The sequence below is a fragment of the Kitasatospora sp. NPDC088779 genome, from assembly GCF_040685395.1.
In the GTDB taxonomy this organism is placed as follows: Bacteria; Actinomycetota; Actinomycetes; order Streptomycetales; family Streptomycetaceae; genus Kitasatospora.
Window position 1 is genome coordinate 80,143 of the sequence record NZ_JBFBHW010000013.1, and the last position, 15,285, is coordinate 95,427.

Consider the following 15,285-nt stretch of genomic DNA (forward strand, 5'->3'; position numbering starts at 1 on the left):
CAGCAGACTTTCGCACACTGGAGGCACACCATGACCACCTTCGTGGACCGCGTCGAACTTCACGTCGCCGCGGGTAACGGGGGCCACGGCTGCGCCTCCGTGCACCGGGAGAAGTTCAAGCCGCTCGGCGGCCCCGACGGCGGCAACGGCGGCGAGGGCGGCAGCGTCATCCTCACCGTCGACGCGCAGATCACCACCCTGCTGGAGTACCACCACTCGCCCAAGCGCAAGGCCACCAACGGCAAGCCCGGCGCGGGCGGCCACCGCACCGGCGCGGACGGCGGCGACCTCGTCCTGCTGGTGCCGGACGGCACCGTGGTGCTGGACCGCAACGGCGAGGTGCTGGCCGACCTGGTCGGGCACGGCACCAGCTTCGTCGCCGCCCAGGGCGGCCGTGGCGGCCTCGGCAACGCCGCGCTGTCCTCGGCCCGCCGCAAGGCGCCCGGCTTCGCGCTGCTCGGCGAGCCCGGCGAGGCCCGCGACATCGTGATGGAGCTCAAGTCCGTCGCCGACGTGGCCCTGGTCGGCTACCCGAGCGCCGGCAAGTCCTCGCTGATCTCGGTGCTCTCGGCGGCCAAGCCGAAGATCGCGGACTACCCGTTCACCACCCTGATCCCCAACCTTGGCGTGGTCACCGCCGGCGACACCGTCTACACCATCGCCGACGTGCCCGGCCTGATCCCCGGCGCCAGCCAGGGCCGCGGCCTGGGCCTGGAGTTCCTGCGGCACGTCGAGCGCTGCTCGGTGCTGGTGCACGTGCTGGACTGCGCCACCCTGGAGCCCGGCCGCGACCCGCTGACCGACCTGGAGACCATCGAGGCCGAGCTGGCCGAGTACGGCGGTCTGGAGGAGCGCCCGCGCCTGGTCGCGCTCAACAAGGTGGACGTGCCGGACGGCCAGGACATCGCCGACCTCACCCGGGAGTCCCTGGAGGAGCGCGGCTACCGGGTGTTCGAGGTCTCCGCCGCCTCCCGCAAGGGCCTGCGCGAGCTGAACTTCGCGCTGGCGCAGATCGTCGCCGAGGCGCGCGCCGCCAAGCCGGTCGAGGAGTCGACCCGGATCGTGCTGCGGCCCAAGGCCGTTGACGACGAGGGCTTCACCATCACCGAGGAGGACGGCGCCTACCGCATCCGCGGCACCAAGCCGGAGCGCTGGGTCCGCCAGACCGACTTCTCCAACGACGAGGCCGTCGGCTACCTCGCCGACCGGCTGGCCCGCCTCGGCGTCGAGGACAAGCTGTGGAAGGTCGGGGCGCACGAGGGCGACACCGTCATCATCGGCCCGGACGAGAACGCCGTCGTCTTCGACTGGGAGCCGACCATGGCCGCCGGCGCCGAGATGCTCGGCCGCCGCGGTGAGGACCACCGCCTGGAGAGCCCGCGCCCGGCGGTCGACCGCCGCCGCGAGAAGCAGAAGGGCCGGGACGCGGCCGAGGCCGAGTTCCTCGCCTTCGAGGCGCTCTCCAGCACCCGCCCGGCCGCCATCGACGAGGGCGACGACGAGGAGTGACCCGGCCGGCGGGACGCGTCCCGAGCCGGCCTGGGCGAACGGCCCCCACCACCCTCCGGGGCGGTGGGGGCCGTTCGCGTGTCCGGCCCCCGTTCGGAACCGACGGGGCGTCACTTTCGTCGGGCCCGCGGTCAGGGACCGTACCGGCCCCGGCCCGCCGGCCGTCCGGACCGGCGATCCGGCCGTCGCGGCGCCGTGGCCGGGGCGGGTCCGGACGGTGAAACACCCTGCGGGCGACCTGCGCGGATCGCGTAGATTTCGGGGGTGACGGCCGGGCCCGGCCCGCCGCACCCGCACCACACCGGAAGGGCGTACAGCGAGATGAGCGAGGACTCACTGCGCGAGGAGGTGCTGACCGCCCGGCGGATCGTCGTCAAGGTCGGCTCCTCCTCCCTCACCACGGCGGCCGGCGGCCTGGACGCCGACCGGGTCGACGCCCTGGTCGACGCGCTCGCCAAGGTGCGCAGCCGCCCGGACGCGCCCGAGGTCGTCCTCGTCTCCTCCGGCGCCATCGCCGCCGGCCTGGCCCCGCTCGGCCTGGACAAGCGGCCCAAGGACCTGGCCCGCCAGCAGGCCGCCGCCAGCGTCGGCCAGGGCCTGCTGGTCGCCCGCTACACCGCCTCCTTCGCCCGGTACGGCATCCGGGTCGGCCAGGTGCTGCTCACCGCCGAGGACGCCAGCCGGCGCGCCCACTACCGCAACGCCTACCGCACCCTCGACCAGCTGCTGGCGATGGGCGCGATGCCGATCGTCAACGAGAACGACACCGTCGCCACCGCCGAAATCAAGTTCGGGGACAACGACCGGTTGGCCGCGCTGGTCGCCCACCTGGTCCGGGCCGACCTGCTCGTGCTGCTCTCCGACGTGGACGGCCTCTACGACGGCGACCCGGCCCGGCCCGGCACCAGCCGGATCGACCAGGTGAGCGGCCCGCACGACCTCGACGGCGTCGAGATCGGCAGCGCGGGCAAGGCCGGCGTCGGCACCGGCGGCATGGTCACCAAGGTCGAGGCGGCCCGGATCGCCACCGGCGCGGGCATCCCGGTGGTGCTCACCGCCGCCAGCCAGGCCGCCGACGCGCTGGCCGGACGGCGCACCGGCACCCTGTTCCTGCGCACCGGCAGCCGCACCTCCGACCGGATGCTCTGGCTGGCCCACGCGAGCAGCCCGCGCGGCGCCCTGCACCTCGACGCGGGCGCCGTCACGGCCGTCGTCTCCGGCGGCGCCTCGCTGCTGCCCGCCGGGGTCACCAAGGTGGACGGGGAGTTCACGGCGGGTGATCCGGTGGACCTTCTTGCCGAAAACGGCCACATCGTGGCTCGCGGACTGGTCAACTTTGATGCGAGGGAGTTGCCCCGCCTGCTCGGCCGGTCCACCCGCGACCTGGCCCAGGAGTTCGGCGCCGCGTACGAGCGTGAGGTCGTCCACCGCGACGACCTGGTCGTTCTGCGCGGCTGACCGGCCGGTGTGCCGGTACCGGCCGATCGGCAGAGCGCGGTGGGCGGGCCGCTCCGCACGGGGAGTGGCCCGGCCGCGGGCGAGGAGCGGTGCAGCCGTACCGGTCGGCCGCGGGCCGGCGGGTCCGGTGCGGGGGACGACACGACATCGCCGAACAGGAGGCCGCCGGTGGAACGCAGAAGCGAGGCAACGCTGACCGCAGGGACGGCGGGCCGGCGGCTGACCAGCATCGACGGCGGACGCGGGGACGGACCCGCCGAGCCGGCCGGTCCGCCGCCGCAGGGGCCCGGCGGGATGCGCAGGCCGCGGTCGCAGCACGCGGACCCGGGGGAGCCGCCCACCGTGCCCGAGCAGGCCCGGCTCTGGCACGTGGTGCTGAGCGTGTCCGGGCAGGTCACCCCGCTGTCCTCGCTGCGGGCCTCGCTGGAGCGGCTGGCGCACGACCACTCGTTCTTCCTCACCGCCCGCTACGCCGCCGACCACGCCGAGATCCGGTACTGGGAGCAGGCCCGGGACCTGCACGACGCGGCGGCGATAGCGCTGCGGCTGTGGGGCGAGCACAAGGTCACGGCGAACCTGCCGCCGTGGGAGATCGTCGGCCTGGAGGTGGTCGACCGGGCGACGTACCACAAGCGGGTGGCGGAGGGCTTCGGCGATCCGCCGCCGCACCTGGGCGGGGTGCACCCGTACTGAGGGGGACGCCCCCCGGCGCGGCCCCCGGGATGAGGCCCGGAGACGGATGAGCCACAGGGGAGAACCGTCCCGCCAGGCCGTCTCACCGGGCGAAATGGCCGCTCGGCGGGCCCTGCGCAGTCGCTACCCTTGGCGCATGAGCAGCGACCTCGCCACCGCCGACAGCCCCGTCCTCGCCGTAGCGCGCCGAGCCCGGGAGGCCGCCGCCGCGCTCGCCCCGCTGCCGCGCAGGGCGAAGGACGCCGCGCTGCTGGCGATCGCGGACGCCCTGGTGGCCCGCAGCGCCGAGATCACCGCCGCCAACGCCGAGGACGTGGCCCGCGCCCGCGCGGCCGGCACCGCCGAGTCGGTGATCGACCGGCTGAGCCTCGACCACGAGCGGATCGCCGCGATCGCCTCCGACGTGCGCGACGTCGTCGGCCTGCCCGACCCGGTCGGCGAGGTGCTGCGCGGCTACACCCTGCCCAACGGCCTGGACGTGCGCCAGGTGCGGGTGCCGCTCGGCGTGGTCGGCATCATCTACGAGGCCCGGCCGAACGTCACGGTGGACGCCGCCGCGCTCTGCCTCAAGTCCGGCAACGCCGTGCTGCTGCGCGGCTCGGCCTCCGCCTACCGCTCCAACACCGCGCTGGTCGCCGTCCTGCGGGACGCGGTCGCCGCGGCCGGGCTGCCCGCCGACGCCGTCCAGCTCGTCCCGGGCGAGAGCCGGGACTCCGTCCAGGAGCTGATGAGGGCCCGCGGCCTGGTCGACGTGCTGATCCCGCGCGGCGGGGCCTCGCTGATCCGCACGGTGGTCGAGGGCTCGACCGTGCCCGTGATCGAGACCGGCACCGGCAACTGCCACGTCTACGTGGACGCGCAGACCGACCTGGCGATGGCCGTCGGCATCCTGCTGAACTCCAAGGCGCAGCGGGTCAGCGTCTGCAACGCGGCCGAGACGCTGCTCGTCCACCAGGACGTCGCGGACGCCTTCCTGCCGCTCGCGCTGGCCGCCCTCGCCGAGGCCGGGGTGACCGTGCACGGCGACGACGCGGTGCTCAAGGCCGCCGAGGGCGGCGCCGCCACCGTGGTGCCCGCCACCGACGAGGACTGGGGCGCCGAGTACCTGTCCTACGACCTGGCCGCGGCCGTGGTGCCCTCGCTGGACGCCGCCGTCGAGCACATCCGCCGCTGGTCCTCCGGCCACACCGAGGCGATCGTCACCACCTCGCAGGCCGCCGCCCGGCGCTTCACCCGGCTGGTCGACTCGACCACGGTGGCCGTCAACGCCTCCACCCGCTTCACCGACGGCGCCGAGTTCGGCTTCGGCGCGGAGATCGGCATCTCCACCCAGAAGCTGCACGCCCGCGGCCCGATGGGCCTGCCCGAGCTGACCAGCACCAAGTACATCGTCACTGGTGACGGGCACGTGCGCGGCGAGGCGACGCAGACCGTGGGCGGGGACGCGGACGTGCGCTGAGCGCGGCCCGTCCCGGCCCGCGCGGCGGGCCGGCCGGGCCCCGGGGCGGTCCGCGGCGGCCCGCGTCACACGTGTGACGGACCAACTGCGATGAGCCACAGACAAATCGGCCGCCCGGTAATACGCTGAAGCCGTGGCTGACGATGTGGGGGGCTCGCCGTACCCCGACGGCGCCGACCACGGTGGTGCGGACGACGAGTTCGCCACCGTGGTCTTCGATGAGGCCTTCGTCCGGTCCGCCGCCGTGCACGAGCCGACGGCCAAGGAGCGGCAGCTCGCCGCCGCCGAGGCCCGGTTCGAGCCGGACACCGCGGGCCCGGTCTGGGGCTATGACGTCACCGCCGGGGACGGGCTGCCGCTGGAGCTGCGCCCGCACCCGAGCGGACTCGACGACGACCACCTGTACTCCGATCCCTGGTCGGGCCCCGGCCGGGCGACCGGCCGCCCGGGCCGCCGCCGACGCGGCTACGACCCGGCGCGCGGGCGCGGGCGGTACGTGGCCCAGCAGCGCTGGCACCGGCCGGTGGCGTGGGTGCTCGCCGTGATCATGGGCGTGAGCCTGGTGGCCGTCGCGGTCGCGGCGATCTACCAGGGCGTGGGCGGCTCCTCCGGCGCGCCCCGGCGCCCGGAGTCCGGCAGCAGCAGTCCCGGGACCGACCCGAGGCCCGCGCCCGCCGAGCCGTCGCTCGTGGTCACGGCACCTGCGGGGTGACGTCGTAGGGCGTGGCGCAGGGGTGGTGCGCGCCGGGGCGGGCGGTTGCGGGGCGTTCCCGGGAATCTGCGGTCGCACCCTCGTGGAGGGGCGACGGCGCGCCTTACCCTGGTGTCATGGGTGACCCGCGAGAGCCTCCTGAGGGTGCGCCCGACGGTGGTTCCGGCAATGAGGACGAGTACCGGTCCGTCGTCTTCGACGAATCCTTCGTCCGGGCTGCCCGGATCCAGGAGCTGTCCGCCCGGGAGCGGCTGGCCGGGTCCTTCGGCCGGGCCACCCGACCGCGGGTGCGGTTCGGCCCGCTGGGCAGCGTGCCGCGGCAGGCGCTCGCGCTGCTGCTGCTCGTGCTGCTGGCCTTCGGGGCCGCGGTGTACTTCGGGGTCAGCTCGCCGAACCGGATCTCGGCCCGGCCCGAGGGCAGCCAACTGACCGTCAGCCTGGTCGCGTTGGCCCCGGCCTCGGTGGTCCGGCCGGTCGCCGACCCGGCCAACCCGTTCGCCGCGCTGCCGGTCGGGTACAGCGACGGGGCGATCGGACTGGGCACCCCGACCGGGGCCGCCACCGAGCACTTCAGCCGGGTCGAGGTGACCAAGGCGCTCGACACCGTCCAGCGCTACCTGGTGGCCTCCTCGCTGGCCCCGGCCACCCTCGTCCAGGGCGCGACCGCCGACGTGCGGGCCTTCGTCACCCCCGGGGAGCAGGCCCAGTTCGACACCAGCGTGACCCAGCCGGTCGACGACCGGCACCACGCGCTGACCGGCTGGCTGGTGCGCTTCGACCCGGCGCAGGTCGCGCTGGCCGCCGACACCGTGAAGGTGACCGGCGCGATGCGGATCGACGAGGCCGACGGCGGCACGCTGCAGATCACCACCGACCACACCTTCGTCTACGCGCTGAAGCCGGCCGGAGCCGCGGCCGGTGCGCCGGTGACCCTGGAGACCGTCCGGCGGCAGCTGACCTTCCAGTTCGACCGGGTCGACCTGGCCTCGGCCCAGCTGCGGCTGGTGGACTCGGTGGTCCAGGCCGGGCCGGAGCCCTGCACCACCTCGATGGCCGGCTTCCTCCAGCCGGTGCTGGCCACCCCGCAGGGCACCCGGGTCCCGCCGCCGGCGCCGATCGACCCGGGCAACCACGCGCAGCCGGCCTGGCAGGTGTGCGGGGTGCTCGCGCCTTAGTCAGGTCCTGTCCGGGGCGCCGGCGGCGAGCGGGAGGCGGACCACCGCGCGGGCGCCCGGGCCGGGCGACGGCGGGTCGGTGAAGGCGGCGGTGCCGTGGACGCCGCGGGCGATCGAGCGGACCAGGGCGAGGCCCAGGCCGGCGCCGCCGGCGTCGCGGGATCGGGCGTCGTCCAGCCGGACGAACCGGTCGAAGACCCGCTCCCGGTCCTCCGGCGGGATGCCCGGGCCGTCGTCCGTGACGGTCAGCACGGCGTGCCCGTCCTCGACGGTCACCGAGACGGCGACGGCGGTGCGGGCGTGCCGGGCGGCGTTGTCGAGCAGGTTGCGCACCAGCCGGCCCAGCCGCAGTTCGCTGCCCGGGACGGGTGCGGGCTCCAGGGAGACGGCCAGGAAGGCGGGCCCGCCGGAGGGCAGGTGGGTGCGTTCGCCGAGCTGCTCGCCGACCAGGTCGGCGAGGTCCACCGGCTCGCCGCCGAGCGGCCCGGTGGGCTCCTCGACGGCGGCGAGCAGCAGCAGGTCGTCGGTGAGCAGTTGCAGCCGCTCGGTGTCGGTGAGCGCGTCGCGCACCACCTGCGGCCACTCCACGCCCGCCGGGTGGGCCAGCGGCACCTCCAGCGAGTTGCGCAGTGCGGCCAGTGGGCTGCGCAGCTCGTGCGAGGCGTCCGAGACCAGCCGGCGCTGCTCGTCGATCGCGTGTTCCAGGCGGCCGAGCGTGGTGTTGGTGGTCTCGGCCAGCCGCGCGATGGCGTCCCGCGAGGGCGGCACCGGGACGCGCTCGTGGAAGGCGCCGGCGCCGATCCGGGCCATGCCCCGGCGGATCGACTCCACCGGGCGCAGCGCCAGGCCGGTGACCAGCCAGGCGATCAGGGCGGTGAACAGGGTCGCGGCGGGCAGTACGTAGCGCAGCAGGATGCCGGTGGTCCGGTCCTCGGCCTGGTCGGCGGCGGTGGGGTTGACCAGCAGGTAGACGGTGACGCGCTGGGCCGGCAGGCCCGCGATGCCGGTGTACTTCTCCAGCGCCTCCGAGGACGCCTGGTCGGTGATCCGCTTGAGCAGGGTGACGTCCCGGTCGGTGAGGTCGGGGCCGCTCCGCGGCGGGTGCCACAGCCGGGTGTGGACGGGCAGGTGGATCCGGATCCGGTCGGTGCGGCCCGGTGTGGCGTTCTGGGGGTAGGACGGCATCTTGGCGAAGGGTTCGACCGGCAGACCGGCGTACTCCTCCAGCAGGGTGCTGGCCTGGACCCAGGAGGCGTTCGTGCGGGTGTCGTTCCAGACGCGGCCGGCGTCCCAGGGGCGGACCGGGAACGCCAGCCGTCCGTCCGCCAGGACCAGGACGAAGGACTCCTGCAGGGATTCGACCCAGGTCTGTGAACCGCCGGGTATGTCGTGGGTGACGAGTTGGATGCTGCGCTCGGCCTGCTTCTCGGTGACGGCCGTCCACTGGTCGTGGACCGCGCCGCCGACCCAGAGGCTGGCCACCGAGAAGGCCAGCACCGAGGCGAGGGCCGCGCCGAGGGCGGCGCGGATGCGGAGCGAGGAGCGGTGCCAGGGGCGCAGCAGCGGGTGGAGGCGGTCAGCGCGCATCGGGCACCAGCCGGTATCCGGCGCCGCGCACCGTCTCGATCCGGCAGCCGATGCCGGGCACGTCCAGTTTCCGCCGCAGGGCCGCGATGTAGACCTCGACGATGTTCACGTCGCCCCGGAAGGCGGCGTCCCAGACGGTGTCCAGGATGCCGCCCTTGGGGATCACCTCGCCGGGTCGGTGGGCCAGGCACTCCAGCACGGCGAACTCCTTGGTGGTGAGCCGGACCTGTCGGTCGGCGGCGGTGCAGCGGCGGGCCGCCGGGTCGATCCGCAGCGCGCCGACCGCGAGCACCGGTGGGCGGGCGACGGCGCCGCGGCGCAGCAGGGCGCGCAGCCGGGCGGTGAGCACGACGTAGGAGAACGGTTTGCTGAGGAAGTCGTCGGCGCCGCAGTCCAGCGCCTCGGCCTCGTCGTACTCGCCGTTCTTCGCGGTGAGCATCAGAATCGGTACGGAATTCCCGGCGCCGCGCAGTTCGCGGCAGACCTTGAAGCCGTTGAGGCCGGGCAGCATCAGATCGAGCACGATCACCGAATAGGGCTCGACGAGGGCGAGTTCGAGCCCCTGGACGCCGTCGGCCGCCAGGTCGACCGCGTATCCCTCGGCCGCCAGCCCCTGTCTCAGGGACTGCGCGAGCCGCTCCTCGTCCTCGACGATCAGTAGCCGCATGACGCCCATCCTTGGTGGAATTCAGTTTTCCCGCAACGGCCATGACCGGCTTGCCCGGGATATCCGAACTGAAGTTTTCCTCAGCTTTCCTCAGTTTCCCTTCAGTGCGGAATTCCTAGCGTCCGGACCATGGATTTCCGACGTGTGCTGCCGTGGTCGGTGGCCGCCCTGTTCGCCCCGCTGTACGCGGCGGTCTCGCTCACCCGGCACGCCCGGTTGGAGAGTTCGGGTTTCGACTTGGGCATCTTCGAGGAGGCGGTGCGCGCCTACTCCCGGCTCGAAGCACCGGTGGTCGCGCTGAAGGGTACGGGCTTCAACCTCCTGGGCGACCACTTCAGCCCGGTGCTGGCGGTGCTGGCGCCGTTCTACCGGCTCTGGCCGGGCCCCGGCACGCTGCTGGTGGCGCAGGCGGTGCTGGTGGCGCTGTCCGCGGTGCCGGTGACGGCGTACGCGGTGCGGGTGCTGGGGCCGGCGGGCGGGGCGGTCGCCGGGGTCGCGTACGGGCTGTCGGCGGGGTTGCAGAGTGCGGTGGCGTTCGACTTCCACGAGGTGGCCTTCGCGGTGCCGCTCGCGGCGGCCGCGGTGGTGGCGCTGGCCCGGGAGCGGTACGGCCCGGCGGTGGCGTGGGCGCTGCCGCTGCTGCTGGTCAAGGAGGACCAGGCGCTGCTGGTCGCGGCGGTCGGCGGCTACGTGTGGTGGCGCGGGCGGCGCCGGCTGGGGGCGGTCACCGTGCTGGTGGCGGTGGCGGCCGGGCTGCTGGTCACCCTGGTGGTGATCCCGGCGGTGAACCCGGGCGGCGAGTACACGTACGCGCACATGGGGGAGTTCGACGGCGGGAACCCGGTGGTCCGGCTGCTGTTCCCGGAGGTCAAGGCGCTGACCGTCCTGCTGCTGCTGGCGCCGACGCTGCTGCTGGCGCTGCGCTCGCCGCTGGTGCTGCTGGCGGGCGTGCTGCTGGCGGCCCGGTTCTGGGTGGTCAATCCGGCGTTCTGGCGCACCGGGCAGCACTACGACGCGGTGCTGGTGCCGCTGCTGTGCACGGCGGGGCTGCACGGGGTGGGCCTGCTGTTGCCCCGGCTGCCCCGGCTGGGCCGGCTGGGCCGGGGGCTGCCGGTGGCGGCGGGGATGCTCGCCGTCACGGTGGCGCTGACCGCGACCGGCCCGGTGGCGGGCGTGCTGTCGGGGGACGCCCGGCGGGGCGACGGGCGGGCGGCGCAGGTGCGCCGGGTGCTGGCGGTCGTCCCGGACGGCGCCCGGGTGGCCGCCGCCAACCGCCTGGCGCCGCAGCTGACCGGGCGCTGCACGGTGTCGCTGTTCCCGTACCTGACGCCGCCGGGCGGGGTGGGCGGGCCGGGCGGCTGGGGGCGGCCGGTGGCGGAGTGGGTGGCGGTGCTGGAGGAGCCGGACGCCTTCCCGGTGCCGGTGGCGGAGCAGCGGCGGTTCCTGGCCGGCCTGGTCGGCGGCGGGTACCGGCGGGTGGCGGACGGGGCCGGGGTGGCGGTGTACCACTGGCAGCCGGGGTAGGCCCCGGCAGGCCGACGGCCGGTGACCCCGGGCGGGGCGCACCGGCCGTCGGTTTCGGGTGCCGCGGGTCAGCCGTCGGTGCGCTCGCCCCGGTCGGTGCGGCCGTCCTCGCGGGTGGCGGAGCCGCCGCGGGAGCCGCCGGTGAACGTGTCGGCGAAGGTGTCGCGGAGCTTGCCGCCGACGGTCGCGGCGCCGCCGGCCACGTCGCGGATCAGGCCCATCAGCGGGTCCTTGCTCTCCTTCACCGAGGTCGTGTAATGGTCGGCGGCGGCCTTCCACTGCTCGCCGACCGAGGTGTCCGGGTCGTCCGTGCGACGCGGGTAGGCGCCGGCCAGGATCGAGCGGTACTCGTCGCTCTCCGCCCACTTCTTCAGCTGGGCGACCCGTACCACCGCGAACGGGTGGCTCTGCGGCAGCAGTTGGAGCAGCTTGAGCACGCCGTCGCGCAGGTCGCCGGCCTTGTCGTACTCCTCGGCCTGCTCCAGGAAGGCGTCGACGTTCAGTTCGGCCAGGTTGTGCCCGCCGGCCAGTTTCATCAGGGCGCGCATGGACGCCTGGACGTCCTGCCCGGCGAGCAGGCCGGCCCGGTCGCTGGACAGCTCCGCCTTGCGGAACCACTCCTTGAGCGCGGTGACGATCGCCATGATCGCCAGGTTGCCGAGCGGCACCCAGGCGACCCGGGTGGCGATGTTGGTGAGGATCATCAGCATCGTCCGGTAGACCGCGTGGCCGGACATCGCGTGGCCGACCTCGTGGCCGATGACCGAGCGCAGCTCCTCCTCGTCGAGCAGCTCGATCAGGCCGCTGGTGATCACGATGATCGGGGTGTCGATGCCGATGCAGTACGCGTTGACCGTCGGGTCCTGGGTGACGTACAGGTCCGGGACCTGCTCCAGGTCGAGCACGTAGGCGGCGTCGCGCACCATGTCGTACAGCTCGGGGAACTGGCGCTCGGAGGTCTTCACGGCGGTGGCCAGGAACATCAGCCGGATCGAGCGCTCGGACACCAGCCCGGCGAGCTTCCTCAGGACGTCGTCGAAGCCGGTGAGCTTGCGCAGGGCGACCAGGGCGGAACGGTCCGCGGGGTGCTCCCAGGCGCGGGTGGAGATGTCGGGGAAGCGCTGACGGCGCCGGCTCGGGGTCTTCGCGGTCGGGTCGGTCATGGTCTGAGTACCTCCTGGTCGACGGCGGCCCCGGCCCGGCGGCCGGCCCCCGCTGGTCTACGCCTGCAACGACTGTCCTTGCAACGTCCGCGGTTGCGTACTCGTCCCCGCGGCCAGCGTACGCGCGGGCCGGGCCACGCCGCAGGGGCCGGTGGGCGCCGCCGGTGTGAGGCCGGTCTACCCTGAATGCCCTGGAGAACCGAGACCGGACCCGGCCCCGGTACCGAGCAGTTCGAGGAGCCCCGCAGATGTCCACCGACGCGCTTGTCAGCCTGGCCGCGCCCATCTCCAACGAGGCCGGCCCGGGCCTGTTCCTGCGGATCATCGTGGTGGCGTCGTTCGTCGGCGTCGGCCTGCTGGTCTGGATCATGGCGCGGGCCTTCCGCGGCAACTGAGCACCGCCGCCCCGGTTCAGGCTCACGCCCGGTCAGCGGCGGTGGGCCGCCGAGCGGTTGCCGGGTAAGCCCCCGTACGATGACAGGTGGGCCTTCACCGGCCCGGAAGAACCCCTGGTCCGTTCACCCGAGCCGAGAAGGTCCCGCCGACCATGAACACTGCCGCCGCACTCCCCGTCCTGAACCTGCTCGCCGAGAGCGAGGGGGGCAACCACGAGAGCCTGAACCCGTACCTGACGGGTGGCGCCGCACTGTTCATCCTGGCGCTCCTGCTCTTCGTGACCACCCGCTTCAACCGGGACCGCTGAGCCGCCTCCCGGGGCCGCTCGGGGAGCGTCCGGCGTACCGGCCGGCCGCTCCCTCACGCGTCTTCGGACAACCCCCACCCGGGCGTTCCCGCACCGTAACGGGCGTCGCGTAAGGTGTGGCGGCATGGGAGAGCAGGCCGGGAATCCCGGCGGACCGGAACCGGTGAAGAAGCGCCTCGGGGTGATGGGCGGCACCTTCGACCCGATCCACCACGGCCACCTGGTCGCCGCCAGCGAGGTGGCGAGCGCGTTCCACCTGGACGAGGTGATCTTCGTGCCGACCGGGCAGCCGTGGCAGAAGAGCGACCGCCACGTCACCCCGGCCGAGGACCGCTACCTGATGACGGTCATCGCCACCGCCGAGAACCCGCAGTTCTCGGTCAGCCGGATCGACATCGACCGCGAGGGACCGACGTACACCGTCGACACCCTGCGCGACCTGCGCTCCCAGCACCCGGACGCCGACCTCTTCTTCATCACCGGCGCCGACGCGCTCGCCCAGATCCTCTCCTGGCGCGACTCCGACGAGCTCTTCTCGCTCGCGCACTTCATCGGGTGCACCCGCCCGGGACACACCCTGTCGGACGCCGGGCTCCCGGTGGGCGGGGTCTCCCTGGTCGAGGTCCCCGCGCTGGCCATCTCCTCCACGGACTGCCGCAACCGGGTCGCCAAGGGCGAACCGGTCTGGTACCTCGTCCCGGACGGCGTGGTCCGCTACATCGACAAGCGGGCGCTCTACGCGCCGCACCGGACCTGACCAGGAGCGGGCGTGACCGAGCGAAGCGGCGGAGGCCAGCGGCACCAGCAGCAGCCGGAGGACTGGTCGACCGGGCAGTACCAGCAGTACCAGGGTTACCAGCAGCAGCCTGAACAACCTCCGCAGCAGCAGTACGACCAGCAGCAGTACGACCAGTACGGGCAGCCGGTGTACGCGGCGGACCCGTACGGCGGCTACCAGGAGCAGCAGCCCTACCAGGCGCACCAGCAGCCCCCGCAGCAGTACGACCAGCAGTACGACCAGCAGTACGACCAGTACGGGCAGCCCGTGCAGGCGTACCAGCAGCAGGGGGGCTACGGCTACCAGGACCCGGCGTACGGCGGATGGGGGTCGTCCGGGCCGGAGGCCGGGGGCGGCTACCAGCAGCAGGCCTACCCGGCCGCGCCTGCGGCGGGTGCACAGGCGGCGGTCGAGCCCGAGGCCGTCGTCGCGCCCGCGCCCGTCGCCCCCGCGCCGCCGCGCCCGCGCGTGCCCCGGCCCGCCGCCGAGGCGGCGGGCGCCAAGCCCGAGCCGCCGTCCGAACTGGTCGGCGGGGCCCGGGCCGGGAAGTCCGGCGGCAAGGCCGGAGGCAAGGCCGCCGAGGACGGCTACCCCACGGACGAGTTCACCTTCGTCGACGAGGAGGGGGAGGAGTCCGAGGACGTCATCGACTGGCTGAAGTTCGCCGAGTCCCGCAGCGAGGTGCGCGCCGAGCGCCGCCGCCGGCTGCGCAACCGGCTGATCGGCCTCGGCGTGGTGGTGGCGCTCGCGGCGGCCGGCACCGGCGGCTACCTCTGGTTCACCGGCGACAAGCAGACCGCGGCGAACGCGGCCGGTCCGCGCCAGGTCAACGTGGTCCACCTGCGCGACCTCCAGGGCAAGGTCTCCAGCGCGCTGCTGGTCAACGACTCCACCGGGAAGAAGGGCACCGTGCTCCTGCTGCCCGACACCCTGCGGCTGCCCGGCCCCGGCGACCCGCCGGTCACCACCGTCGGCCAGGCCATGGACAGCATCGGCGCCTCCGCGACCCGCGACGGCCTGTCCACCGTGCTCGGCGCCCCGGTCGCGGGCACCTGGCGGCTGGACACCCCCTACCTGGAGATGCTGGTCTCCCAGCTCGGCGGCGTCCGGGTGGACACCAACGCGGAGACCCACGAGGGCGGAAAGCCGGACGGCAAGCTGCTGTCCGCGGCCGGCAAGAACACCCTGCTGAACGGGAAGGCCGCGGTCGCCTACGCCACCCTCCAGGCGTCCGGCGAGAACCGGGACGCCCAACTGGCCCGGTTCGGACAGGTGATGGACGCGGTGGTGCGCGCCATGCCCACCGAGTTCAAGGACGCCAAGGACGACGTGCACCGGATGAACGCGGTGCTCGACCCCTCGCTGCCCGAGGACGCCCTCGCCGGGGTGCTCGCCCAGCTCGCCCAGCAGGCGAAGGACGGCCACCTCGGCACCACCGCGCTGACCGTCAAACCGGACGGCGGCCTGGACGACGCCACCGCCGGCAAGCAGGTCAAGGACGTGCTCGGCGGCACCGTGAAGTCCGCGGCCTCCGCCGACGCCCCCGCCCGGGTCTCGCTCCAGGACGCCACCGGCAACGACCAGGCGGCGGCCGCCGCACAGGTCCAGATCGTGAACTCCGGCCTGACCTTCCTGCCCGGCGGCTCCAAGACCGCCGCGCAGGCCGCCAGTGAGATCCGCTACACCGACGACGCCCGGCAGGCCGCGGCGAAGTCGCTGGCGATCAGCCTCGGACTGCCGGACACGGCGGTGAAGAAGGTCGGCGACGCCCAGAACGCGGACCTGGTGGTCGTGCTCGGCAAGGACTACCAGCCGCCGAAGAGCCAGTAGGCCGCGGCCTCCGGCCCGGGCGGCCCC

At 74.2% G+C, this 15,285-nt stretch carries 14 protein-coding genes; 11 read left to right on the forward strand and 3 right to left on the reverse strand.

All coding sequences use genetic code 11. The features are described 5' to 3' along the window. Positions 1–30 precede the first annotated feature (30 nt). The 6 genes from obgE (at position 31) to AB0P03_RS14905 (ending at position 7,006) form a co-directional block, all read left to right on the forward strand. A complete protein-coding gene (obgE, locus tag AB0P03_RS14880; RefSeq protein ID WP_363586415.1) occupies positions 31–1,509 on the forward strand; it encodes a GTPase ObgE in 1,479 nt (492 codons plus the stop codon). Positions 1,510–1,830: 321 nt separating this feature from the next. Continuing rightward, complete coding sequence (gene proB / locus AB0P03_RS14885; protein ID WP_363586414.1) at positions 1,831–2,967, forward strand: glutamate 5-kinase; 1,137 nt, start codon at positions 1,831–1,833, stop codon at positions 2,965–2,967. 294 nt (positions 2,968–3,261) lie between these two features. Then, positions 3,262–3,660, forward strand: coding sequence for a hypothetical protein (locus AB0P03_RS14890; RefSeq protein WP_363586437.1), 399 nt, complete (start codon positions 3,262–3,264; stop codon positions 3,658–3,660). A gap of 136 nt (positions 3,661–3,796) precedes the next feature. After that, entirely contained in the window at positions 3,797–5,119 is a 1,323-nt protein-coding gene (locus tag AB0P03_RS14895; protein ID WP_363586413.1) for a glutamate-5-semialdehyde dehydrogenase, read from the forward strand. Between the two features lie 133 nt (positions 5,120–5,252). Further along, on the forward strand, positions 5,253–5,831 hold the full coding sequence (locus AB0P03_RS14900) for a hypothetical protein (protein ID WP_363629194.1): 579 nt from the start codon (positions 5,253–5,255) through the stop codon (positions 5,829–5,831). Positions 5,832–5,947: 116 nt separating this feature from the next. Then, the gene (locus AB0P03_RS14905) at positions 5,948–7,006 is read left to right on the forward strand and encodes a hypothetical protein (protein WP_363629196.1); all 1,059 of its coding nucleotides are present in this window, start codon (positions 5,948–5,950) and stop codon (positions 7,004–7,006) included. Here AB0P03_RS14905 and AB0P03_RS14910 read toward each other — a convergent pair whose 3' ends face one another. Both AB0P03_RS14910 and AB0P03_RS14915 read right to left on the reverse strand, forming a co-directional pair. Then, positions 7,007–8,593: a HAMP domain-containing sensor histidine kinase gene (locus AB0P03_RS14910; protein ID WP_363586410.1), complete on the reverse strand. Its 1,587-nt coding sequence runs from the start codon at positions 8,591–8,593 to the stop codon at positions 7,007–7,009. It lies immediately after the preceding gene. Further along, on the reverse strand, positions 8,583–9,260 hold the full coding sequence (locus AB0P03_RS14915; protein ID WP_363586409.1) for a response regulator transcription factor: 678 nt from the start codon (positions 9,258–9,260) through the stop codon (positions 8,583–8,585). Before AB0P03_RS14915 ends, AB0P03_RS14910 begins: the two co-directional genes overlap by 11 nt. A gap of 129 nt (positions 9,261–9,389) precedes the next feature. Here AB0P03_RS14915 and AB0P03_RS14920 point away from each other — a divergent pair, with 129 nt between their 5' ends. Continuing rightward, a complete protein-coding gene (locus AB0P03_RS14920) occupies positions 9,390–10,784 on the forward strand; it encodes a DUF2079 domain-containing protein (RefSeq protein WP_363629197.1) in 1,395 nt (464 codons plus the stop codon). A 68-nt stretch (positions 10,785–10,852) separates the two neighbouring features. Here the strand turns inward: AB0P03_RS14920 and AB0P03_RS14925 are convergent, their stop codons facing one another. Further along, positions 10,853–11,947, reverse strand: coding sequence for a M48 family metallopeptidase (locus tag AB0P03_RS14925; protein WP_063347544.1), 1,095 nt, complete (start codon positions 11,945–11,947; stop codon positions 10,853–10,855). Positions 11,948–12,195: 248 nt separating this feature from the next. On the opposite strand from AB0P03_RS14925, the gene AB0P03_RS14930 reads away from it, so the two are divergent. From AB0P03_RS14930 to AB0P03_RS14945, 4 genes are all read left to right on the forward strand, one after another. Further along, complete coding sequence (locus AB0P03_RS14930; protein ID WP_159398425.1) at positions 12,196–12,342, forward strand: hypothetical protein; 147 nt, start codon at positions 12,196–12,198, stop codon at positions 12,340–12,342. A 152-nt stretch (positions 12,343–12,494) separates the two neighbouring features. Further along, entirely contained in the window at positions 12,495–12,650 is a 156-nt protein-coding gene (locus tag AB0P03_RS14935; RefSeq protein ID WP_167745857.1) for a hypothetical protein, read from the forward strand. Between the two features lie 124 nt (positions 12,651–12,774). Next, entirely contained in the window at positions 12,775–13,407 is a 633-nt protein-coding gene (gene nadD / locus AB0P03_RS14940) for a nicotinate-nucleotide adenylyltransferase (protein ID WP_363586407.1), read from the forward strand. 12 nt (positions 13,408–13,419) lie between these two features. Beyond that, positions 13,420–15,258: an LCP family protein gene (locus AB0P03_RS14945; RefSeq protein WP_363629198.1), complete on the forward strand. Its 1,839-nt coding sequence runs from the start codon at positions 13,420–13,422 to the stop codon at positions 15,256–15,258. Positions 15,259–15,285 lie beyond the last annotated feature (27 nt).